This window comes from Variovorax sp. RA8, from assembly GCF_901827175.1.
GTDB lineage: Bacteria > Pseudomonadota > Gammaproteobacteria > Burkholderiales > Burkholderiaceae_C > Variovorax.
This window is the reverse complement of sequence record NZ_LR594662.1, coordinates 3689295-3706303: the sequence shown is the minus strand read 5'-3', so window position 1 is coordinate 3706303 and position 17009 is coordinate 3689295. Positions and strand designations below refer to the sequence as shown.

Annotated in this window: 18 protein-coding genes; 12 read left to right on the top strand and 6 right to left on the bottom strand. The window is 67.6% G+C overall.

From position 1 onward, the window contains the following. The first annotated feature begins 1 nt into the window (after position 1). From E5P3_RS17300 to E5P3_RS17260, 9 genes are all read left to right on the top strand, one after another. The gene (locus tag E5P3_RS17300; protein ID WP_162587099.1) at positions 2-1207 is read left to right on the top strand and encodes a YbfB/YjiJ family MFS transporter; all 1206 of its coding nucleotides are present in this window, start codon (positions 2-4) and stop codon (positions 1205-1207) included. Between the two features lie 150 nt (positions 1208-1357). Next, complete coding sequence (rimP, locus tag E5P3_RS17295) at positions 1358-1981, top strand: ribosome maturation factor RimP (RefSeq protein WP_162587098.1); 624 nt, start codon at positions 1358-1360, stop codon at positions 1979-1981. 17 nt (positions 1982-1998) lie between these two features. Further along, a complete protein-coding gene (gene nusA / locus E5P3_RS17290) occupies positions 1999-3483 on the top strand; it encodes a transcription termination factor NusA (RefSeq protein ID WP_162587097.1) in 1485 nt (494 codons plus the stop codon). A gap of 24 nt (positions 3484-3507) precedes the next feature. Continuing rightward, on the top strand, positions 3508-6426 hold the full coding sequence (gene infB / locus E5P3_RS17285; protein ID WP_162587096.1) for a translation initiation factor IF-2: 2919 nt from the start codon (positions 3508-3510) through the stop codon (positions 6424-6426). 28 nt (positions 6427-6454) lie between these two features. Continuing rightward, on the top strand, positions 6455-6826 hold the full coding sequence (gene rbfA / locus E5P3_RS17280) for a 30S ribosome-binding factor RbfA (RefSeq protein ID WP_068685509.1): 372 nt from the start codon (positions 6455-6457) through the stop codon (positions 6824-6826). A 2-nt stretch (positions 6827-6828) separates the two neighbouring features. Then, positions 6829-7773 carry a tRNA pseudouridine(55) synthase TruB gene (gene truB, locus E5P3_RS17275; RefSeq protein ID WP_162587095.1) on the top strand — a complete coding sequence of 315 codons (945 nt, stop codon included), beginning with the start codon at positions 6829-6831 and terminating at the stop codon, positions 7771-7773. After that, positions 7770-9605 (top strand): translational GTPase TypA, encoded by a 1836-nt coding sequence (gene typA, locus E5P3_RS17270; protein ID WP_068685517.1) that lies wholly within the window; start codon positions 7770-7772, stop codon positions 9603-9605. Before truB ends, typA begins: the two co-directional genes overlap by 4 nt. 34 nt (positions 9606-9639) lie before the next feature. Beyond that, positions 9640-10509, top strand: a complete 870-nt coding sequence (locus E5P3_RS17265) for a DMT family transporter (RefSeq protein WP_174263141.1) — start codon at positions 9640-9642, stop codon at positions 10507-10509. Positions 10510-10582: 73 nt separating this feature from the next. Further along, on the top strand, positions 10583-11035 hold the full coding sequence (locus E5P3_RS17260; RefSeq protein WP_162587093.1) for a YXWGXW repeat-containing protein: 453 nt from the start codon (positions 10583-10585) through the stop codon (positions 11033-11035). Positions 11036-11055: 20 nt separating this feature from the next. On the opposite strand, the gene E5P3_RS17255 is transcribed toward E5P3_RS17260, so the two are convergent. From E5P3_RS17255 to smpB, 5 genes are all read right to left on the bottom strand, one after another. After that, entirely contained in the window at positions 11056-11445 is a 390-nt protein-coding gene (locus tag E5P3_RS17255; RefSeq protein WP_162587092.1) for a COG4315 family predicted lipoprotein, read from the bottom strand. Between the two features lie 68 nt (positions 11446-11513). Beyond that, positions 11514-12236: an anti-sigma factor family protein gene (locus E5P3_RS17250; RefSeq protein ID WP_162587091.1), complete on the bottom strand. Its 723-nt coding sequence runs from the start codon at positions 12234-12236 to the stop codon at positions 11514-11516. An 11-nt stretch (positions 12237-12247) separates the two neighbouring features. Then, positions 12248-12757 (bottom strand): sigma-70 family RNA polymerase sigma factor, encoded by a 510-nt coding sequence (locus tag E5P3_RS17245; protein WP_162587090.1) that lies wholly within the window; start codon positions 12755-12757, stop codon positions 12248-12250. Between the two features lie 54 nt (positions 12758-12811). After that, the gene (locus E5P3_RS17240) at positions 12812-13393 is read right to left on the bottom strand and encodes a putative colanic acid biosynthesis acetyltransferase (protein WP_162587089.1); all 582 of its coding nucleotides are present in this window, start codon (positions 13391-13393) and stop codon (positions 12812-12814) included. 12 nt (positions 13394-13405) lie between these two features. Continuing rightward, complete coding sequence (gene smpB, locus E5P3_RS17235) at positions 13406-13882, bottom strand: SsrA-binding protein SmpB (protein WP_162587088.1); 477 nt, start codon at positions 13880-13882, stop codon at positions 13406-13408. Between the two features lie 175 nt (positions 13883-14057). Between smpB and E5P3_RS17230 the strand changes: the two genes are divergently transcribed. Together E5P3_RS17230 and E5P3_RS17225 are read left to right on the top strand one after the other, a co-directional pair. Next, a complete protein-coding gene (locus E5P3_RS17230; protein ID WP_162587087.1) occupies positions 14058-14504 on the top strand; it encodes a type II toxin-antitoxin system RatA family toxin in 447 nt (148 codons plus the stop codon). Continuing rightward, positions 14504-14836, top strand: a complete 333-nt coding sequence (locus E5P3_RS17225) for an RnfH family protein (protein ID WP_162587086.1) — start codon at positions 14504-14506, stop codon at positions 14834-14836. Before E5P3_RS17230 ends, E5P3_RS17225 begins: the two co-directional genes overlap by 1 nt. Positions 14837-14845: 9 nt before the next feature. On the opposite strand, the gene E5P3_RS17220 is transcribed toward E5P3_RS17225, so the two are convergent. Next, a complete protein-coding gene (locus E5P3_RS17220) occupies positions 14846-15385 on the bottom strand; it encodes a DUF4124 domain-containing protein (RefSeq protein WP_162587085.1) in 540 nt (179 codons plus the stop codon). Between the two features lie 151 nt (positions 15386-15536). On the opposite strand from E5P3_RS17220, the gene guaB reads away from it, so the two are divergent. Further along, the gene (gene guaB / locus E5P3_RS17215) at positions 15537-17006 is read left to right on the top strand and encodes an IMP dehydrogenase (RefSeq protein ID WP_162587084.1); all 1470 of its coding nucleotides are present in this window, start codon (positions 15537-15539) and stop codon (positions 17004-17006) included. The last annotated feature ends 3 nt before the right edge of the window (positions 17007-17009 follow it).

Below are 17009 nucleotides of genomic sequence, written 5' to 3'. Positions count from 1 at the left end.
GATGTCGACAATCGGAAGCGACCGGCGCGGCGCGTGGCGCGCGGCGCTGGCCTGCATGGTGGCCCTGGCGGTGGCGATGGGCCTCGGGCGATTCGCCTTCACGCCCATGCTGCCGGTCATGCTGCACGAGGGCCGGCTGGGCCTGGAAGCGGGCGGACTGCTGGCCTCGCTCAATTACCTGGGTTATTTCGTGGGCGCGCTGTCCTGCGCGGCGATCCGGATCGAGGCTGCCACCATGGTGCGCGGCGGCCTGGTCGCCACCGCGGCGCTGCTGCTCGGGATGGGGCTATGGGACAGCTTCACCGCCTGGGGCGTGCTGCGCACGGCGGCCGGGGTCATGAGCGCGTGGACCTTCGTCTTCGCATCGGGCTGGGGACTCAGGCGCCTGGCCGAGACCCACGCGCCCGCCTTGCAGGGGGTGATCTACACCGGTCCCGGCATCGGCATCGCGGTCACGGGTCTGCTGGGTGGCACGATCGGACGCTGGGGCTCGGAGGCTGGCTGGATCGGCTTCGGGCTGTTGTCGGCGGTGCTGATCGTCGGGGTCTGGCGCATCTTCGGCGACGGTGCCCATGTCCTGGCCCCTGCGGCGGCCGCAGGCTCGGCCGCCGCCGAGCATGCCGACTCCGCCGCCGCCCGGGCCGATGCGCGGTGGCTGGTTGCGCTCTACGGCCTCGCCGGCTTCGGCTACATCATCACAGCCACCTTCTTGCCCGTGATTGCGCGCCAGGCGCTGCCGGGCTCGTCCTGGCCCGACTTCTTCTGGCCCCTGTTCGGTCTGGCGGTGGTTCCGGGCGCGCTGATCGGCGCGCGGGCGCCGGTCCGGTGGGACAACCGGCTGCTGCTGGCCCTCGCCTACGGGCTGCAGGCGCTCGGCGTGCTGCTGTCGGTGGTTCGCCCGAGCATCGCCGGCTTCATGCTGGGCAGCCTGCTGCTGGGGCTGCCATTCACGGTAATCACCCTGTTCGCAATGCGGGAGGCGCGTCGCCTGCGGGGCAACGCGGCGGCCGGGCTGATCGGCTATGCGACGGCTTCCTATGGCGTCGGGCAGATCCTTGGACCGCTCTTCGCCGCCCCGCTGGCCCAGCGCACGGGCTCCTTCACCCTGCCGCTGCTCGTGGCCGCTGCTGCGTTGGCTTTCGGCGCGCTGCTGTTCGCCTGGGTCTGGTGGCGTGCCAGGCGGTCGGCAGGCGCCTTTGCCGCCTAGAAAGCAGCGTTTCCTGACACGATTGGCATATAATTCGAGGCTCACGACCAAACGGGCGGGTACCTACCGCCCGTTTTTTATTGGTCGAAGCATTTTCCGGGGCGCTGGGCGGGCGGCGCACCGACACACACAGAAGGCGCACTCAAGCACGTGGCATTGCAGCAGACAGTGGAACGAACCGTGGCCGGCCTCGGCTACGACCTGGTCGAGATCGAACGCTCGGCGGGAGGACTGCTGCGTGTCACGATTGATTTGCCCTGGAGCGGCCCCACATCGGAGGCAGCGGCACCGGGCGCGCCGGAGGCTCTTGTTACCGTCGAGGATTGCGAGAAGGTCACCCGCCAGCTGCAGTTCGCGCTCGAGGTGGACGGCGTCGACTACAAGCGGCTTGAGGTTTCTTCGCCGGGGATTGACCGGCCGCTGCGCAATGCGCAGGATTTCGAACGTTTCGTCGGCGAGGTGATCGACATCACGCTGAAGGCGCCCATGGGCGCCGCCGCTGGGGGGCAGGTGGCCGCCAACCGCAAGAAATTTCGCGGCACGCTGGAGCGGGTCGCAGGGGCCGATGGGTCCCAGGGCTGGCAGATCGTCTGGAGCCAGGAGCCCGAAGGAAAGACGGCGCCGAAGCCCGGCCAGAAGATCAGCACGAAGCGCGCGCCCGCCCCGATGCAGGCGCTGGGCTTCACCCTGGACGAGCTGCGCGAGGCGCGGCTCGCCCCGATCGTGGATTTCAAGGGGCGCAGGCCCAAACCCGACATGACGGTGTCGGACTGAACAAGGAGAGTGGTGGCATGAATCGCGAAATGTTGATGTTGGTGGATGCGATCTCGCGCGAGAAGAACGTCGAACGCGACGTCGTCTTCGGCGCGGTCGAGTCCGCCTTGGCGCAGGCCACCAAGAAGCTCTACCAGGGCGATGTGGACATCCGCGTTGCGGTGGATCGCGACAGCGGCGACTACGAGACCTTCCGCCGCTGGCACGTGGTGCCCGACGAGGCGGGCCTGCAGCTGCCCGACCAGGAGATCCTGCTGTTCGAGGCCAAGGAAGAGATGCCCGACATCGAGGTCGACGAGTACATCGAGGAGTCGGTGGACTCGGTGCCGATCGGGCGCATCGGCGCGATGGCGGCCAAGCAGGTCATCCTGCAGAAGATCCGCGACGCCGAGCGCGAGATGCTGCTCAACGACTTCATGTCGCGCGGCGAGAAGATCTTCACCGGCACCGTCAAGCGGCTCGACAAGGGCGACATCATCGTCGAGGCGGGACGCGTCGAAGGGCGCCTGCGCCGCAGCGAAATGATCTCCAAGGAGAACCTGCGCAACGGCGATCGCGTACGGGCCATGATCATGGAGGTCGACCTCACGCTGCGCGGCGCGCCCATCATCCTGTCGCGCGCGGCGCCCGAGTTCATGATCGAGCTGTTCCGCCAGGAAGTGCCCGAGATCGAGCAGGGCCTGCTGGAGATCAAGAGCTGCGCCCGCGACCCCGGCTCGCGGGCCAAGATCGCGGTGCTCTCGCACGACAAGCGTGTCGACCCGATCGGCACCTGCGTCGGCGTGCGCGGCACGCGCGTCAACGCCGTCACCAACGAGCTCGCCGGCGAGCGCGTGGACATCGTGCTGTGGAGCGAGGACCCGGCACAGTTCGTGATCGGCGCGCTGGCCCCGGCCAACGTGTCCTCGATCGTGGTCGACGAGGAAAAGCACGCCATGGACGTGGTGGTCGACGAGGAGAACCTCGCGATTGCGATTGGCCGCGGCGGCCAGAACGTGCGGCTCGCCTCCGAGCTGACCGGCTGGAAGATCAACATCATGGATGCCAACGAGTCTGCCCAGAAGCAGGCGAGCGAGACCGACGCCAGCCGCAAGCTCTTCATGGAGAAGCTCGACGTCGACGAGGAGATCGCCGACATCCTTATCTCCGAGGGCTTCACCAGCCTTGAGGAGGTGGCCTACGTGCCGATCTCCGAGTTGCTCGAAATCGAGAGCTTCGACGAGGACACGATCAACGAGCTGCGCTCGCGCGCCAAGGATGCGCTGCTCACCATGGAAATCGCCCGGGAAGAGAACGTCGAAAGCGTCTCGCAGGACCTGCGCGATCTCGCGGGCCTCGACCCCGCCCTGATCCCGAAGCTGGCCGAGGCTGGCGTGCATACGCGCGACGACCTGGCCGACCTCGCGGTCGACGAACTCACCGAAATCACCGGCCAGAGCGCCGATGAAGCCAAGAACCTGATCTTGAAGGCCCGCGAACACTGGTTCGCCGGCCAAGAGTGACGGTCATGGAGGCACGAAAGCAATATGTCCAGTACCACTGTCGCCGAGTTCGCGAACGAGCTCAAGAAGACGCCCGAAATCCTGCTTGACCAGCTCAAGAGCGCGGGCGTGCCCAAGGCCGCCGTCACCGACGCGCTCACCGAGGCGGACAAGCAGCGCCTGCTCGGCTTCCTGAAGGCCAGCCACGGCACGGTCGAGCCTGAGCGCAAGAAGATCACGCTGACCAAGAAATCGACCACTGAGATCAAGCAGGCCGACGCCACCGGCCGTGCGCGCACGATCCAGGTCGAAGTGCGCAAGAAGCGCACCTTCATCCAGCGCGACGAGGGACATCCGGCCACGCCCGAGCCGGTGAGGGGGGTCGCCGACGCTCCTGCGCCCTCCGCTGCCGAGCCCGCCGCGCCGCGCGTCGACGAGGCCGAACTCGCGCGCCGCGAGGAAGAGGCGCGCCGACAGGCGGAGCTGATCCGCCGCCAGGAGGAAGAGCTGGTCGAGAAGCGCCGCCTGCGCGAGGAAGCCGAGGCACGCGAGCGCGAGAAGGCGGAGCGTGCCGAACAGGCCGAGCAGCAGGCCCGCGCCGCGCGTGCGAAGGCTGCCTCGGAAAAGGCTGCCGCCGCCGTGACCGAAGGCGCGCCCGAAGCGCCCGAGGAAGCCCCGGCCGTGATCGACCGCAAGGCCGCTGCCGAAGCCGCTGCCGCCCAGGTCAAGGAAGACGCCAAGGCCAAGGCGGCTGCCGAATCGAAGGCCCGCGCCGATGAGGAAGCCGCGCGCGCCAAGGACCTCGACGAGCGCCGCCGCAAGGCGCTGGCCGAGGCGGAAGCCATTCGCGCCATGATGAATGCGCCCGCCCGCGTGCTCGTGCCGCACAAGGCGCCCGAGAAGCCAGCACCGGAAGCCAAGGCCGCTGGCGTCAAGGGTACGCTGCACAAGCCGACCGCTCCGGCGGCCCGCCCTGGCGCGCCGGCTGCACCCGGCGCCGCGGCGCCTGGCGCAGGCAAGGAAGTCAAGTCCGCCAAGCTCTCGTCGAGCTGGGCCGGCGACACCGCCAAGAAGAAGGAAATCAAGACCCGCGGCGATGCCAGCGGCGGCGTCGGCCGCGGCAACTGGCGCGGCGGTCCGCGCGGGCGCCGCGGCAATGACCGTGGCGGCCAGGAAGAACGCGTGCAGGCCGCGCCGGTCGAGGCGCGCATCATCGAAGTGCACGTGCCCGAGACCATCACGGTCTCGGAGTTGGCGCACAAGATGGCAGTGAAGGCCTCGGAGGTCATCAAGCAGCTGATGAAGCTGGGTCAGATGGCCACCATCAACCAGTCGCTGGACCAGGACACGGCGATGATCATCGTCGAGGAAATGGGCCACAACGCGGTCGTGGCTGCCCTGGACGATCCGGAAGCCTTCACCGACGAGGACGTGTCCGCGCAGCTGGCCGAAGCGCTGCCGCGCGCGCCGGTCGTGACCGTGATGGGCCACGTCGACCACGGCAAGACCTCGCTGCTGGACTACATCCGCCGCACCAAGGTCGCGGCGGGCGAAGCCGGCGGCATCACGCAGCACATCGGCGCATACCACGTGCAGACCGAACGCGGCATGGTGTCCTTCCTGGATACCCCGGGCCACGAGGCCTTCACCGCTATGCGAGCCCGCGGCGCGCAGGCGACCGACATCGTGATCCTGGTGGTGGCAGCGGACGACGGCGTCATGCCCCAGACCAAGGAAGCCATCAGCCACGCCAAGGCCGCCAAGGTGCCGATCGTGGTGGCGATCAACAAGATCGACAAGCCCGATGCCAACCTCGACCGCGTCAAGCAGGAGTTGGTGGCCGAGCAAGTGGTGCCCGAGGAATACGGCGGCGACACCCCCTTCGTGTCGGTGTCCGCCAAGACCGGCCAGGGCGTGGACGATCTGCTGGAGCAGGTGCTGCTGCAGGCCGAGGTGCTGGAGCTCAAGGCCCCGGTCGATGCGGCCGCCAAGGGCCTGGTGATCGAAGCGCAGCTGGACAAGGGCCGCGGCCCGGTCGCGACCGTGCTGGTTCAATCCGGCACGCTCAAGATCGGCGACGTGGTGCTGGCCGGCTCGACCTACGGCCGCGTGCGCGCCATGCTGGACGAGGACGGCAAGCCCACCAAGGAGGCCGGCCCTTCGATCCCGGTGGAGATCCAGGGCCTGACCGAGGTGCCGCAGGCCGGCGACGAGTTCATGGTGATGAGCGACGAGCGCCGCGCGCGCGAGATCGCGACCTACCGCGCGGGCAAGTTCCGCAATACCAAGCTGGCCAAGCAGCAGGCCGCCAAGTTCGAGAACGTGTTCTCGGAGATGGGCGCCGGCGAGGTCAAGACGCTGCCGATCATCATCAAGGCGGACGTCCAGGGCTCGCAGGAAGCGCTCGCGCAGTCGCTGCTCAAGCTCTCGACCGACGAGGTCAAGGTGCAGGTGGTGTATGCGGCGGTGGGCGGCATCAGCGAGTCGGACATCAACCTCGCGATCGCCTCCAAGGCCACGGTCATCGGCTTCAACGTGCGCGCCGATGCCGGCGCCCGCCGTCTGGCCGAGGGCAACAACGTCAGCATCAGCTACTACAGCATCATCTACGACGCTGTAGACGAGCTGAAGACGGCCATGGCCGGCATGCTGGCGCCCGAGCGTCGCGAAGAGGTCATCGGCTCGGCCGAGATCCGCACCGTGTTCGTGGCCTCCAAGATCGGCACGGTTGCCGGTTGCTACGTCACCTCGGGCTATGTCACCCGCAGCGCGCATTTCCGCCTGCTGCGCGACAACGTGGTCGTCTACACCGGCGAGCTCGAGTCGCTCAAGCGGATGAAGGACGACGTGCGCGAGGTGCGCGAAGGCTTCGAGTGCGGTATCAAGCTCAAGAACTACAACGACATCAAGGAAGGTGATCAGCTGGAGTTCTTCGAGATCAAGGAGATCGCGCGGACGCTGTAGGCGTCACCGAGGCGTCACGATCCTGGCCATGCCTAAGAGAAAAGCCGCAACCCCCAATCGCGCCTTCAAGGTCGCCGATCAGATCCAACGCGATCTGACGGAGCTGATCGCGCGCGAGCTGAAGGATCCGCGGGTGGGCATGGTCACGATCCAGGCGGTCGAAGTCACGCCCGACTACGCGCATGCGAAGGTCTTCTTCAGCCTGCTGGTGGGCGACCCGGTGGAGACCACCGAGGCGCTCAACCAGGCGGCGGGCTTCCTGCGCAATGGCCTTTTCAAGCGGCTGCACATCCACACGGTGCCCACGCTGCACTTCCAGTTCGACCGCACCACCGAGCGCGCCGCCGACATGAATGCGCTGATCGCGCAGGCCGTCGCCTCCCGTTCCAAAGACGACTGAGGATGAACGCGCCACGCACACGGGTGCAGCGGCGCCCTGTGCATGGGGTGCTTCTGCTCGACAAGCCGCTGGGCCTGTCCAGCAACCAGGCCTTGCAGAAGGCCAAGTGGCTCCTGCGCGCCGAGAAGGCCGGGCACACGGGCACGCTCGATCCGCTCGCCAGCGGCGTGCTGCCGCTGTGCTTCGGTGCGGCGACCAAGTTCAGCCAGCTGCACCTCGACGCGGACAAGACCTACGAGGCCACTGCACGGCTGGGCATCCGCACCTCCACCGGCGATGCCGAGGGCGAGGTGATCGAGGAGCGGCCCGTAGCCGTCACGTCCGAGGCCCTGGCGCGCGTCCAGGCACAGTTCACCGGCCCGATCCGCCAGGTGCCGCCCATGCACAGCGCCCTCAAGAAGGACGGCAAGGCGCTCTACCAGTACGCCCGAGAGGGCGTCGAGGTCGAGCGTGCGCCACGCGATGTCGTGGTCCATGCGCTAGAGCTCGTTCAGCTGTCGGCGCACGAGATCCGCATCCGGGCCAGCGTGAGCAAGGGCACCTACATCCGCACCCTCGGCGAGGACATCGGCGAGGCGCTCGGCTGTGGTGCCCATCTCAGCGCGCTGCGCCGCACGGCCACGGGCGGTTTCGACGCATCTCAGTGCGTGACGCTGGAAGCACTGGAAGCCATGAGCGACGAAGAGCGCCTCGCCCAGCTGCTGCCTGTCGAGTCGCTGGTGGCCGGCCATACGAGCGTCATGCTGGCGGCAGAAGATGCGGCACGCTTCCTGTCGGGCCTGCGCCGGCGCGGCGACTGGCCCGATGCGGCGGAGGTCGCCGTCTTCGGCCGCGCGCCGCGCGCGTTCCTCGGCACCGCGCATGTGAAGGCCGGCGAACTCATTCCGGGGCGCTTGCTGAACCCCATCGAAATCCAGCAGACACTTTTGACCGAAGCCACACCATGAGCACCAACCAGATCCGAAACATCGCCATCATTGCCCACGTGGACCATGGCAAGACCACGATGGTCGACCAGCTGCTGCGCCAGTCGGGCACCTTCGCCGCGCACGAGAAAGTGGTCGACACCGTGATGGACAACAACGCGATCGAAAAAGAGCGCGGCATCACGATCCTCGCAAAGAACTGCGCCGTGACCTGGAAGGGCATGCACATCAACATCGTGGATACCCCCGGCCACGCCGACTTCGGCGGCGAGGTGGAGCGCGCGCTCAGCATGGTGGACGGCGTGGTGCTGCTGATCGACGCCCAGGAAGGCCCGATGCCCCAGACGCGATTCGTCACCAAGAAGGCCCTGGCGCTGGGCCTCAAGCCCATCCTGGTGGTGAATAAGGTCGACAAGCCGGGTGCTCGCCCCGACCACGTGGTCAATGCCGCCTTCGATCTGTTCGACAAGCTGGGCGCGACGGACGAGCAGCTGGACTTCCCCGTCGTCTACGCCTCGGGCATCAACGGCTGGTCGTCGCTGGAAGAGGGGGCACCGGGCGAGCAGTGGGGCCCCGACATGTCGGCCCTGTTCGACACCATCCTCGAGCATGTGCCGGCCCATGCGGGCGATCCGGATGCGCCGCTGCAGCTGCAGATCTCGGCCATCGACTTCTCGACCTTCGTGGGCCGCATCGGCGTCGGCCGCATCAACGCCGGCACCATCCGACCGATGATGGACGTGGTGGTTATGGAAGGCCCCGACGGCAAGTCCTTCAAGGGCCGGGTCAACCAGGTGCTGACCTTCCAGGGGCTGGAGCGCGTGCAGGCCACCGAAGCCGGCCCGGGCGAGATCGTGCTGATCAACGGCATTGCCGACATCGGCATCGGCGTGACGGTCACCGACCCGGCAAATCCGGCGCCGCTGCCCATGCTCAAGGTGGACGAGCCCACGCTGACGATGAATTTCTGCGTCAACACCAGTCCGCTGGCCGGCCGTGAAGGCAAGTTCGTCACCAGTCGCCAGATCTGGGACCGCTTGCAGAAGGAGCTGCAGCACAACGTGGCGCTGCGCGTCAAGGAAACCGACGAGGAAGGCGTGTTCGAGGTGATGGGCCGCGGCGAGCTGCACCTGACCATCCTGCTGGAGAACATGCGGCGCGAAGGGTACGAGCTCGCGGTGTCGAAGCCGCGCGTGGTATTCCGCGACATCGATGGCGTGCGGTACGAGCCGATCGAGATGGTGACCGCCGACATCGAGGACCAGCACCAGGGCGGCGTGATGCAGGCGTTGGGCGAGCGCAAGGGCGAGCTGGTCAACATGGAGCCGGACGGCCGCGGCCGCGTGCGCCTCGAATACCGCATCCCGGCGCGCGGCCTGATCGGCTTCACCAACGAATTCCTGAACCTGACGCGCGGCTCTGGCCTGATCTCGAACATCTTCGACAGCTACGAGCCGCACAAGGGCGAAATCGGCAGCCGCAAGAACGGGGTGCTGATCTCCATGGACGACGGCGAGATCTTCACCTACGCGCTGGGCAAGCTGGACGATCGCGGCCGCATGTTCGTGCGGGCGAACGACCCGGTGTACGAAGGCATGATCGTCGGCATCCACAGCCGCGACAACGACCTGGTGGTCAACGCCACGCGCACCAAGCAGCTCACCAACTTCCGGGTCTCGGGCAAGGAGGACGCGATCAAGATCACGCCGCCGATCGACCTGACGCTGGAATACGGCGTGGAGTTCATCGAGGACGACGAGCTGGTCGAGATCACCCCCAAGAGCGTGCGCCTGCGCAAGCGCCACCTCAAGGAACATGAGCGCAAGCGCGCCAGCCGTGAGACCGCGATCTAGGGCTGTGCTGACCCACGGCCGCGCCGTCTGGCTGATGGTCGCCGTGACCCTGATGTGGGCCACGGCAGGCGTGGTCACGCGCCACCTCGAGCATGCGCGCAGCTTCGAGATCACCTTCTGGCGCAGCTTCTTCACCCTCGCGGCCCTGCTCGTGATCCTGCCGGCCTGGCAGGGCCGGGCGGTGCTCACGAAGATCCGCACGGGCGGCAGCGCGCTCTGGATCTCCGGCGTCTGCTGGTGCGTGATGTTCACCGCCTTCATGGTGGCGCTCACGCTCACGAGCGTGGCCAATGTGCTTGTGACGATGGCGCTCGGACCGCTGTTGACGGCGCTCGCGGCCCGGATCTTCATCGGCCAGCGGCTGCCGGCGCGCACCTGGGGCGCCATCGTGGTGGCCGGGGTCGGCATCGGCTGGATGTACGGAACCCAGCTCGGCGGGGGCGTGCTGGCCGGCACGCTGGTGGCACTGTGCGTGCCGCTCGCCGGCGCCTGCAACTGGACCGTGGTGCAGCATGCCCATGCGAAAGGGCAGGACGTGGACCTGGTGCCCTCGGTGCTGGTGGGCGCCGCGATCTCCTCGCTGCTGACGCTGCCGCTTGCCTGGCCCTTCCAGGCCAGCGCGCATGACGTGGGATTGCTGGCCTTCCTTGGCTTGTTCCAGCTCGCGATTCCGTGCGTGCTCTCGGTGCTCTGCGCGCGGGTCCTGAAGGCGCCCGAAGTGGCCTTGCTGGCGCTGCTGGAGATCATCTTCGGCATCACCCTGGCGTGGGTTGGCGCGGGCGAGGCGCCTGCGCCGAGCGTCATGGTGGGCGGCGCGCTCGTGATCGGGGCCCTGGTGGTCAACGAGTGGCTCGGCCTGCGCGGCCGGCGTGCGGCGGCCCTACCCGTTCCGGGAACCCACTAGCATCCGTGCTTCCACCGATTTCGCGCCCGGGTCGGGCGCGTTCAAGACTTTCCATCCAATAAGGGAGATAGCGATGCGACTTTCCGCCTTCCTGCTGGCCGCCGTGGCGGCTGCGGCATCCTTCGGGGCCTCGGCACAGGTCTCGGTCAACATCAACGTGCCTGGCCTCATCACGATCGCGCCGCCGGCGCCGCGCTACGAGGTCGTGCCGGCGCCGCGCGCCGGCTTTGTCTGGGTGCCGGGGAACTGGCAATGGCAACAGAACGCCTATGGCTGGCGCGCGGGCTACTGGGAGCGCGCGAGGCCTGAGTATGTCTATGCGCCGGGACGCTGGGTGCGTGCGGATGGAGGGTGGCGCTGGGCCGAGCCCAACTGGCGGCGCGCCGAGCGGCGTGCCCAGCGGCGCGACCGCGACGATGCTCACCACGAGCCCCGTGGCCATCATGGCGATCGCGGCCATGATGATGGCGACCGCCACGGCGGCTATCACTGCCCGCCCGGGCAGGCCAAGAAGGGGCGCTGCTGAGCGCAGCGCCCCAAGACCGATCAGGGCCGCGCGACCTTCCAGACGTTGTTGACGCCGTCACCCGTCTTGTCGCCGGCCTTCGCGTCCTTGGTCCAGTAGTAGAGCGGCCAGCCCTTGTAGGCCCATTGGCGCTTGCCGTCGTCGCGCATGACGATGGTGTAGGCGCCCATGGGCTTGGCCGTGTCGGCTGCCAGCAGGGGCGGCCAGTTGGTCGCGCAGGGTCCGTTGCAGGCCGACTTGCCGCTGCCGGCGGCATCGCGGTCGAAGGTGTAGAGCGTCATGCCGGTCGGCCCGATCAGCACGCCGTCGGCAGTGCGGGTCGGAGTGTCCGGCACCGAGGCCGTCCTGGACATGCCGCCGCAGCCGGCGAGCAGGGCAACCGCGAGAATCGAGGCGCTGAGCAGTTTCATGATGAAGTTTTCTCCTTGTTGAACAAACACACCAAACAGGCCGACGCAGCTGGCGTCCGGGCCTTCCATCAAAGCTGGCGGTACACCGCGCCGGCCAGGGTCAGCAGCACCTCGCGCGGCAGATTGCCGGTCAGCGCATAGCCGAAGCCCTGGTCGACCCAGTAGAAGCTCGATACCGGCCCCTCGGCCGAGTAGCGGAAGGCTGTTTCTCCCGGCTGCGGCGGTTGCGCAGCAGCCGCCTCCACGCTGCCGATGTAGAGCGTCAGGCGCTCGCCGTCGCCGCGCTCGAACATGAACTGTGCCCGCGCACCCGGGCTGCCGGGCAGCAGACGACCGCCGACGAGCGCGTAGCCCTGGGCCGACAGGTCTGGCACCTTGAGCGGCTTGTCCAGCCGCTTCGACAGCCATTGCACCAGATGCTGCTGCTCGGCGGCGGCAACCTCCACGGGGTGGCGCGTCTCGGGCGTGTAGACCCGGTGGGCGACCGCAGCGGCATGTACGAACTCGCGCGTCGGCGGTGCCTTGGCCAGCAAGGCCTGGCGCTGGGTTGTCCATTCCAGGCTGCCCAGCCAGCCGGCGCCAAAGGCGACCAGCAGCCCAGCCGCGATGCCGCTCCAGCGGATCCAGCGCGCATGCTGGTCCTGGCGCGCCGCAACCATTTCCGCGGCCGCCAGCAGGGAAGGCGGGATGGGCTCGTCCAGCACCTCGCCGTGCAGCCGGCGCAGCGCGTCGCGCTGGGCCCGCCAGGCGGGCTGGTCGGTGTCGGGGGGCGACGAGGGAGTCGGCTTCATGGCAATGCGCTTCACTTGAGGCGGCGCAGCCCGGGGCGGCTGGCTGCCGGCGGCGGGGCGCCCTCCATCAGTTCCTGCAGGCGCACGCGCGCCCGCGCCAGGCGCGACATGACGGTGCCGAGCGGAACGTTCAGCACCCTGGACAGCTGGGCGTAGGACATGTCTTCGAGCGCCACCAGCAGCAGCGCGGCGCGCTGCTCCTCGGGCAGGAGGAGCAGGCAGCGCTGCAGGTCTATGGCGCGGTCGCGCGCGCCCGCCGCGCTGGGCAGTTGCGCGGCAATCTCGTCGACGTCGACCGTGGCGCGCGGCGGCGCGCGCCGGACCTGGCTGGCAAACACGTTGTGCATGATGGTGAACAGCCAGGCCCGCAAGTCGCTGCCGACGATCCATAGCTGCCACTTGCGGCAGGCACGTTCCAGCGTGTCCTGGACCAGGTCATCGGCCGCCCAGGCGTCGCCGGTCAGCGCGCGTGCATAGCGCCTGAGGCTGGGGATATGGTCGATGAGTGCGCGGGAATCCATTGCTGCATGAACGCCGGGAGAACGCAGCTTATTCCCTGCGCCGCGAAATAAACATCAGCCGTGCTCGGCGCCTCGCAGCACCCGCGGCTTGATCGCCTTGGCCGGGTTCCCTCCGTAGACGGTCCAGGCGTCGAGCGAACGGAAGGCCACGCCGCGCGCGCCCAGCACCGCGCCTTCACCCACTTCCACGCCGGGACCGACGAAGGCCTCGGCCGCAATCCAGGCCCCGGCGCCGATGACGATCGGGCTGGCCGTCAACTGGAATGTGGCCGACGCGATGTCATGACTGCCGGCGCAAAGATGCGCGCCCTGCGACACCAGCGCGGCGCGGCCCAGCGTGATCGGCGCCATGTTGTAGCAGTTGACCCGCTCGGCCAGCAGGGCGCGATCTGCCAGGTGGAGGTGGGGCGGATACCAGACCCGCGCGCTGCCGCGCACGTCGCTGGCCTCGCCCAGCTTCGCGCCGAAGAGCTTGAGCAGGAAGCGGCGCCAGAAGCGCATCTGGGGCGGCGTCCAGGAGGCCAGCAGCGCCCAGCTCACGTTCCAGGCCGCGCGCAGCAGGCGGTTGCGCAGCGAGAAGCTGGGGCCGCCCTCGAGGGGCTTGGTTCTCTGAGCGTCGAGCGGTCTGGCGGCCATTCGTTGTCCTCTTCAGCGGTTGCGGCTCTTCATTGCGCGCTCGACTTCGCGCTTGCCTTCGCGGTCCTTGATGGTGTCGCGCTTGTCATGCTCGGCCTTGCCCTTTGCCAGCGCGATCTCGCATTTCACCTTGCCGGCTTTCCAGTGCAGGTTGAGCGGGACCAGCGTGTACCCTTTCTGCTCGACCTTGCCCACGAGGCGGCGGATCTGCTCCTTGTGCAGCAACAGCTTCTTGGTGCGCACCGAGTCCGGGTTGATGTGCGTGGAGGCGGATTTCAGCGGGTTGATCTGGCATCCGATGACGAACAGCTCCCCGTCTCGGATCACGACATAGCCATCGGTCAGCTGCACCTTGCCCTCGCGCAGCGACTTGACCTCCCACCCTTCCAGCACCATGCCGGCCTCGAAGCGCTCTTCGAAGAAATAGTTGTACGCGGCCTTCTTGTTTTCGGCGATCCGGGAAGAGGTGTCTTGTTTTTTGGTGGCCATGGCTTCGTCAGGTGGGGGCGCATGGCATCCACACAACGGACAAACGCACACACCGATGCGATTCTATGAAATGAGTGGAGGTGCAGGATGGCTCGTGTCGCAGCGGGTTGGCGTGAGGTGGCGGATCGGTGCGCGGCGGGCTTCATACAATCGAACGCCGCCCCCATTCGATTTCATGAAATCAGTCCACAAGTCCATCCTGATCTGGTACAGCGCCGAGGAGATGTACAGCCTGGTGACCGACGTCGCGAAGTACCCCGAGTTCCTCCCCTGGTGCGACAAGGCCCGTGTGATCGAGCAGGACGAAGCGGGCATGACGGCAGAGGTCGGCTTGGCCTTCAGCGGCTTCCATCACAGCTTCACCACCCGCAACACCCATGTGCCGGGCCGCGAGGTGCATCTGCGACTGGTCGACGGCCCCTTTTCCAATCTCGACGGCGTCTGGAAATTCACCCCGGTGGGCGAGGAGGGCGAGCGCGCATGCCGCGTCGAGCTGAACCTCAGCTACGGCTTCAGCAACTTCGCGCTGCAGGCGCTGGTCGGGCCGGTGTTCGACAAGATCGCCTCCAACCTGGTCGAAGCCTTCGTCAAGCGCGCCGAGCACATCTACGGCCAGAGCTGATGCTTCAGGTGACGGTCGTGTATTCGCCGGCCCCGCGCGAGGTGTTCGAAGAGGAACTCGGCGTGGCCGAAGGCGCCACCGTGCGCGATGCGGTGCAGGCGAGCAGTCTGGCCGCGCGCTACCCGCAGCTCGACTGGCAGGCCATGACGCCTGGCATCTGGGGCCGCGCCGTGGAATGGGAGCAGCCGGTGCACGCGCTGGATCGCATCGAGCTGTGCCGCCCGCTGACGGTCGATCCCAAGATCGCGCGACGCGAGCGCTTCCGGCAACAGGGGGCGAGGGGGACGGGGCTCTTCGCACGCCGGCGCAAGGGCGGCAAAGCGGGGTACTGAGCCGTTCGACTACTTGCAGTCGCTGTCGATCATCGACTGCAGTCGCTGCGACTCTGCGGCGCGCATCTTGTCGTCCATGATCTCGCGCTCGCCCTGGGCATTCAGGCGGGCGACGCGGATGCCGCTGTCCATCGTGGCTTTGCCTTCGCGTGCGCGCTTGCAGTTTTCGGTCTTGGCCTGGGCCACCTTCTGCGCCTCCGCGGCCTGCTTGGCCTTCTCGGCTTCCTCTGCCTTGCGAGTCTTTTCCTCGAGTTCCTTGTCCACCCCCGTGGGCTTGGGGCTGCCTGCGGGGCGCGGCGCGGCTGCCGGCGCGGCGGCAGCCTGGACGCTGCCCGCGTCCGGCGCAGCCGCGGGAGCGGGACTGAAGCTGAGTCGAGAGGAAGCGGGGCCGGGGCGGCGGAGGATGTTCTTGTCGGGAATGTCGGGGGGCGGTGCCTGGTCGCTGAAGACTTTCTTGTTGTTCTGGTCGACCCATTGCCATTGGGCCTGAACGGCCGTCGCTCCGAGGAGGCAGGCCGATCCGAGTACGAGCAGGTGCGCGAGCTTCATGAGGTGGCAGTTTAGCCGCGACTTACGTTTGGCAACGTTTTTCCAGCGCGGTTTCCGCGCTTCGCGAGGCATTTGGCCAACATCCGCGATGAGCCCGCACGCCGGCCGGGCATGGCGCCATCGTTACAATCCGTCTTTTGGAGCTTCACCCATGCGCCTTCTCGGCAAAGCGCTCACCTTCGACGATGTGTTGCTGGTGCCAGCCTTCTCCCAGGTCCTGCCCAAGGACACCTCCCTCGCCACCAAACTCTCCCGCAATATCACGCTGAACATGCCGCTGGTTTCCGCGGCGATGGACACCGTGACAGAAGCCCGCCTCGCGATCGCGATCGCACAGGAGGGCGGCATCGGGATCGTACACAAGAACCTCACTCCCGCCGAACAGGCCGCTCACGTGGCCAAGGTCAAGCGCTACGAATCGGGCGTGTTGCGCGACCCGGTGGTGATCACGCCTACCCACACCGTTCTGCAGGTGTTGCAGTTGTCGGAAGAACTGGGCATCTCGGGCTTCCCGGTGGTGGACGGCGGCAAGGTGGTCGGCATCGTGACCGGCCGCGACCTGCGCTTCGAGAGCCGCTACGACGTGCCGGTGAGCGAGATCATGACGCCGCGCGAGAAGCTGATCACCGTGCCCGACGGCACCACGTTGAGCGAGGCGAAGGCGCTCCTCAACAAGCACAAGCTCGAGCGCCTGCTGGTGATCAACAACTCCTGGGAGCTCAAGGGCCTGATTACCGTCAAGGACATCACCAAGCAGACCAGCTTTCCCAATGCCGCGCGCGACGCGAGTGGCCGGCTGCGCGTGGGCGCAGCAGTGGGCGTGGGCGAGGGCACCGAGGAGCGCGTCGAGGCGCTGGTCAAGGCTGGGGTCGATGCGATCGTGGTCGACACCGCCCACGGCCACAGCGCCGGGGTGATCGAACGCGTGCGCTGGGTCAAGAAGAACTACCCGCAGGTCGATGTGATCGGCGGCAACATCGCCACCGGCGACGCCGCCCGCGCGCTGGCCGATGCGGGCGCCGATGCCGTCAAGGTCGGCATCGGCCCCGGCTCCATCTGCACCACGCGCATCGTGGCAGGCGTCGGCGTGCCGCAGATCATGGCGGTGGACAACGTCGCGACCGCGCTGCAAGGCAGCGGCATACCGCTGATCGCCGACGGCGGCATTCGCTACTCGGGCGACATCGCCAAGGCCATCGCGGCCGGTGCCAGCACCGTGATGATGGGCGGCATGTTCGCCGGCACCGAAGAGGCGCCGGGCGAGATCGTGCTGTTCCAGGGCCGCAGCTACAAGAGCTATCGCGGCATGGGCTCCATCGGCGCCATGCAGCAGGGCAGCGCCGACCGCTACTTCCAGGAATCGAGCACCGGCAACCCCAACGCCGACAAGCTGGTGCCCGAGGGCATCGAAGGCCGCGTGCCCTACAAGGGCTCCATGGTCTCGATCGTCTACCAGATGTCCGGCGGCTTGCGCGCCAGCATGGGCTACTGCGGCTGCGCCACCATCGAAGAAATGAAGACCAAGGCCGAGTTCGTCGAGATCACCACCGCCGGCATCCGCGAGAGCCACGTGCACGACGTGCAGATCACCAAGGAAGCGCCGAACTACCGGGCGGAATAAGAC

Coding starts and splice junctions, on each gene's coding strand:
- rbfA (WP_068685509.1), top strand. CDS start 6,455: ATGCCTAAGAGAAAAGCCGCAACCCCCAATCGCGCCTTCAAGGTCGCC.
- E5P3_RS17255 (WP_162587092.1), bottom strand. CDS start 11,445: ATGAAACTGCTCAGCGCCTCGATTCTCGCGGTTGCCCTGCTCGCCGGC.
- smpB (WP_162587088.1), bottom strand. CDS start 13,882: ATGGCCACCAAAAAACAAGACACCTCTTCCCGGATCGCCGAAAACAAG.
- E5P3_RS17220 (WP_162587085.1), bottom strand. CDS start 15,385: ATGAAGCTCGCGCACCTGCTCGTACTCGGATCGGCCTGCCTCCTCGGA.
- nusA (WP_162587097.1), top strand. CDS start 1,999: ATGAATCGCGAAATGTTGATGTTGGTGGATGCGATCTCGCGCGAGAAG.
- typA (WP_068685517.1), top strand. CDS start 7,770: ATGAGCACCAACCAGATCCGAAACATCGCCATCATTGCCCACGTGGAC.
- E5P3_RS17240 (WP_162587089.1), bottom strand. CDS start 13,393: ATGGCCGCCAGACCGCTCGACGCTCAGAGAACCAAGCCCCTCGAGGGC.
- E5P3_RS17300 (WP_162587099.1), top strand. CDS start 2: ATGTCGACAATCGGAAGCGACCGGCGCGGCGCGTGGCGCGCGGCGCTG.
- E5P3_RS17245 (WP_162587090.1), bottom strand. CDS start 12,757: ATGGATTCCCGCGCACTCATCGACCATATCCCCAGCCTCAGGCGCTAT.
- truB (WP_162587095.1), top strand. CDS start 6,829: ATGAACGCGCCACGCACACGGGTGCAGCGGCGCCCTGTGCATGGGGTG.
- E5P3_RS17260 (WP_162587093.1), top strand. CDS start 10,583: ATGCGACTTTCCGCCTTCCTGCTGGCCGCCGTGGCGGCTGCGGCATCC.
- E5P3_RS17265 (WP_174263141.1), top strand. CDS start 9,640: ATGGTCGCCGTGACCCTGATGTGGGCCACGGCAGGCGTGGTCACGCGC.
- E5P3_RS17225 (WP_162587086.1), top strand. CDS start 14,504: ATGCTTCAGGTGACGGTCGTGTATTCGCCGGCCCCGCGCGAGGTGTTC.
- infB (WP_162587096.1), top strand. CDS start 3,508: ATGTCCAGTACCACTGTCGCCGAGTTCGCGAACGAGCTCAAGAAGACG.
- guaB (WP_162587084.1), top strand. CDS start 15,537: ATGCGCCTTCTCGGCAAAGCGCTCACCTTCGACGATGTGTTGCTGGTG.
- E5P3_RS17230 (WP_162587087.1), top strand. CDS start 14,058: ATGAAATCAGTCCACAAGTCCATCCTGATCTGGTACAGCGCCGAGGAG.
- E5P3_RS17250 (WP_162587091.1), bottom strand. CDS start 12,236: ATGAAGCCGACTCCCTCGTCGCCCCCCGACACCGACCAGCCCGCCTGG.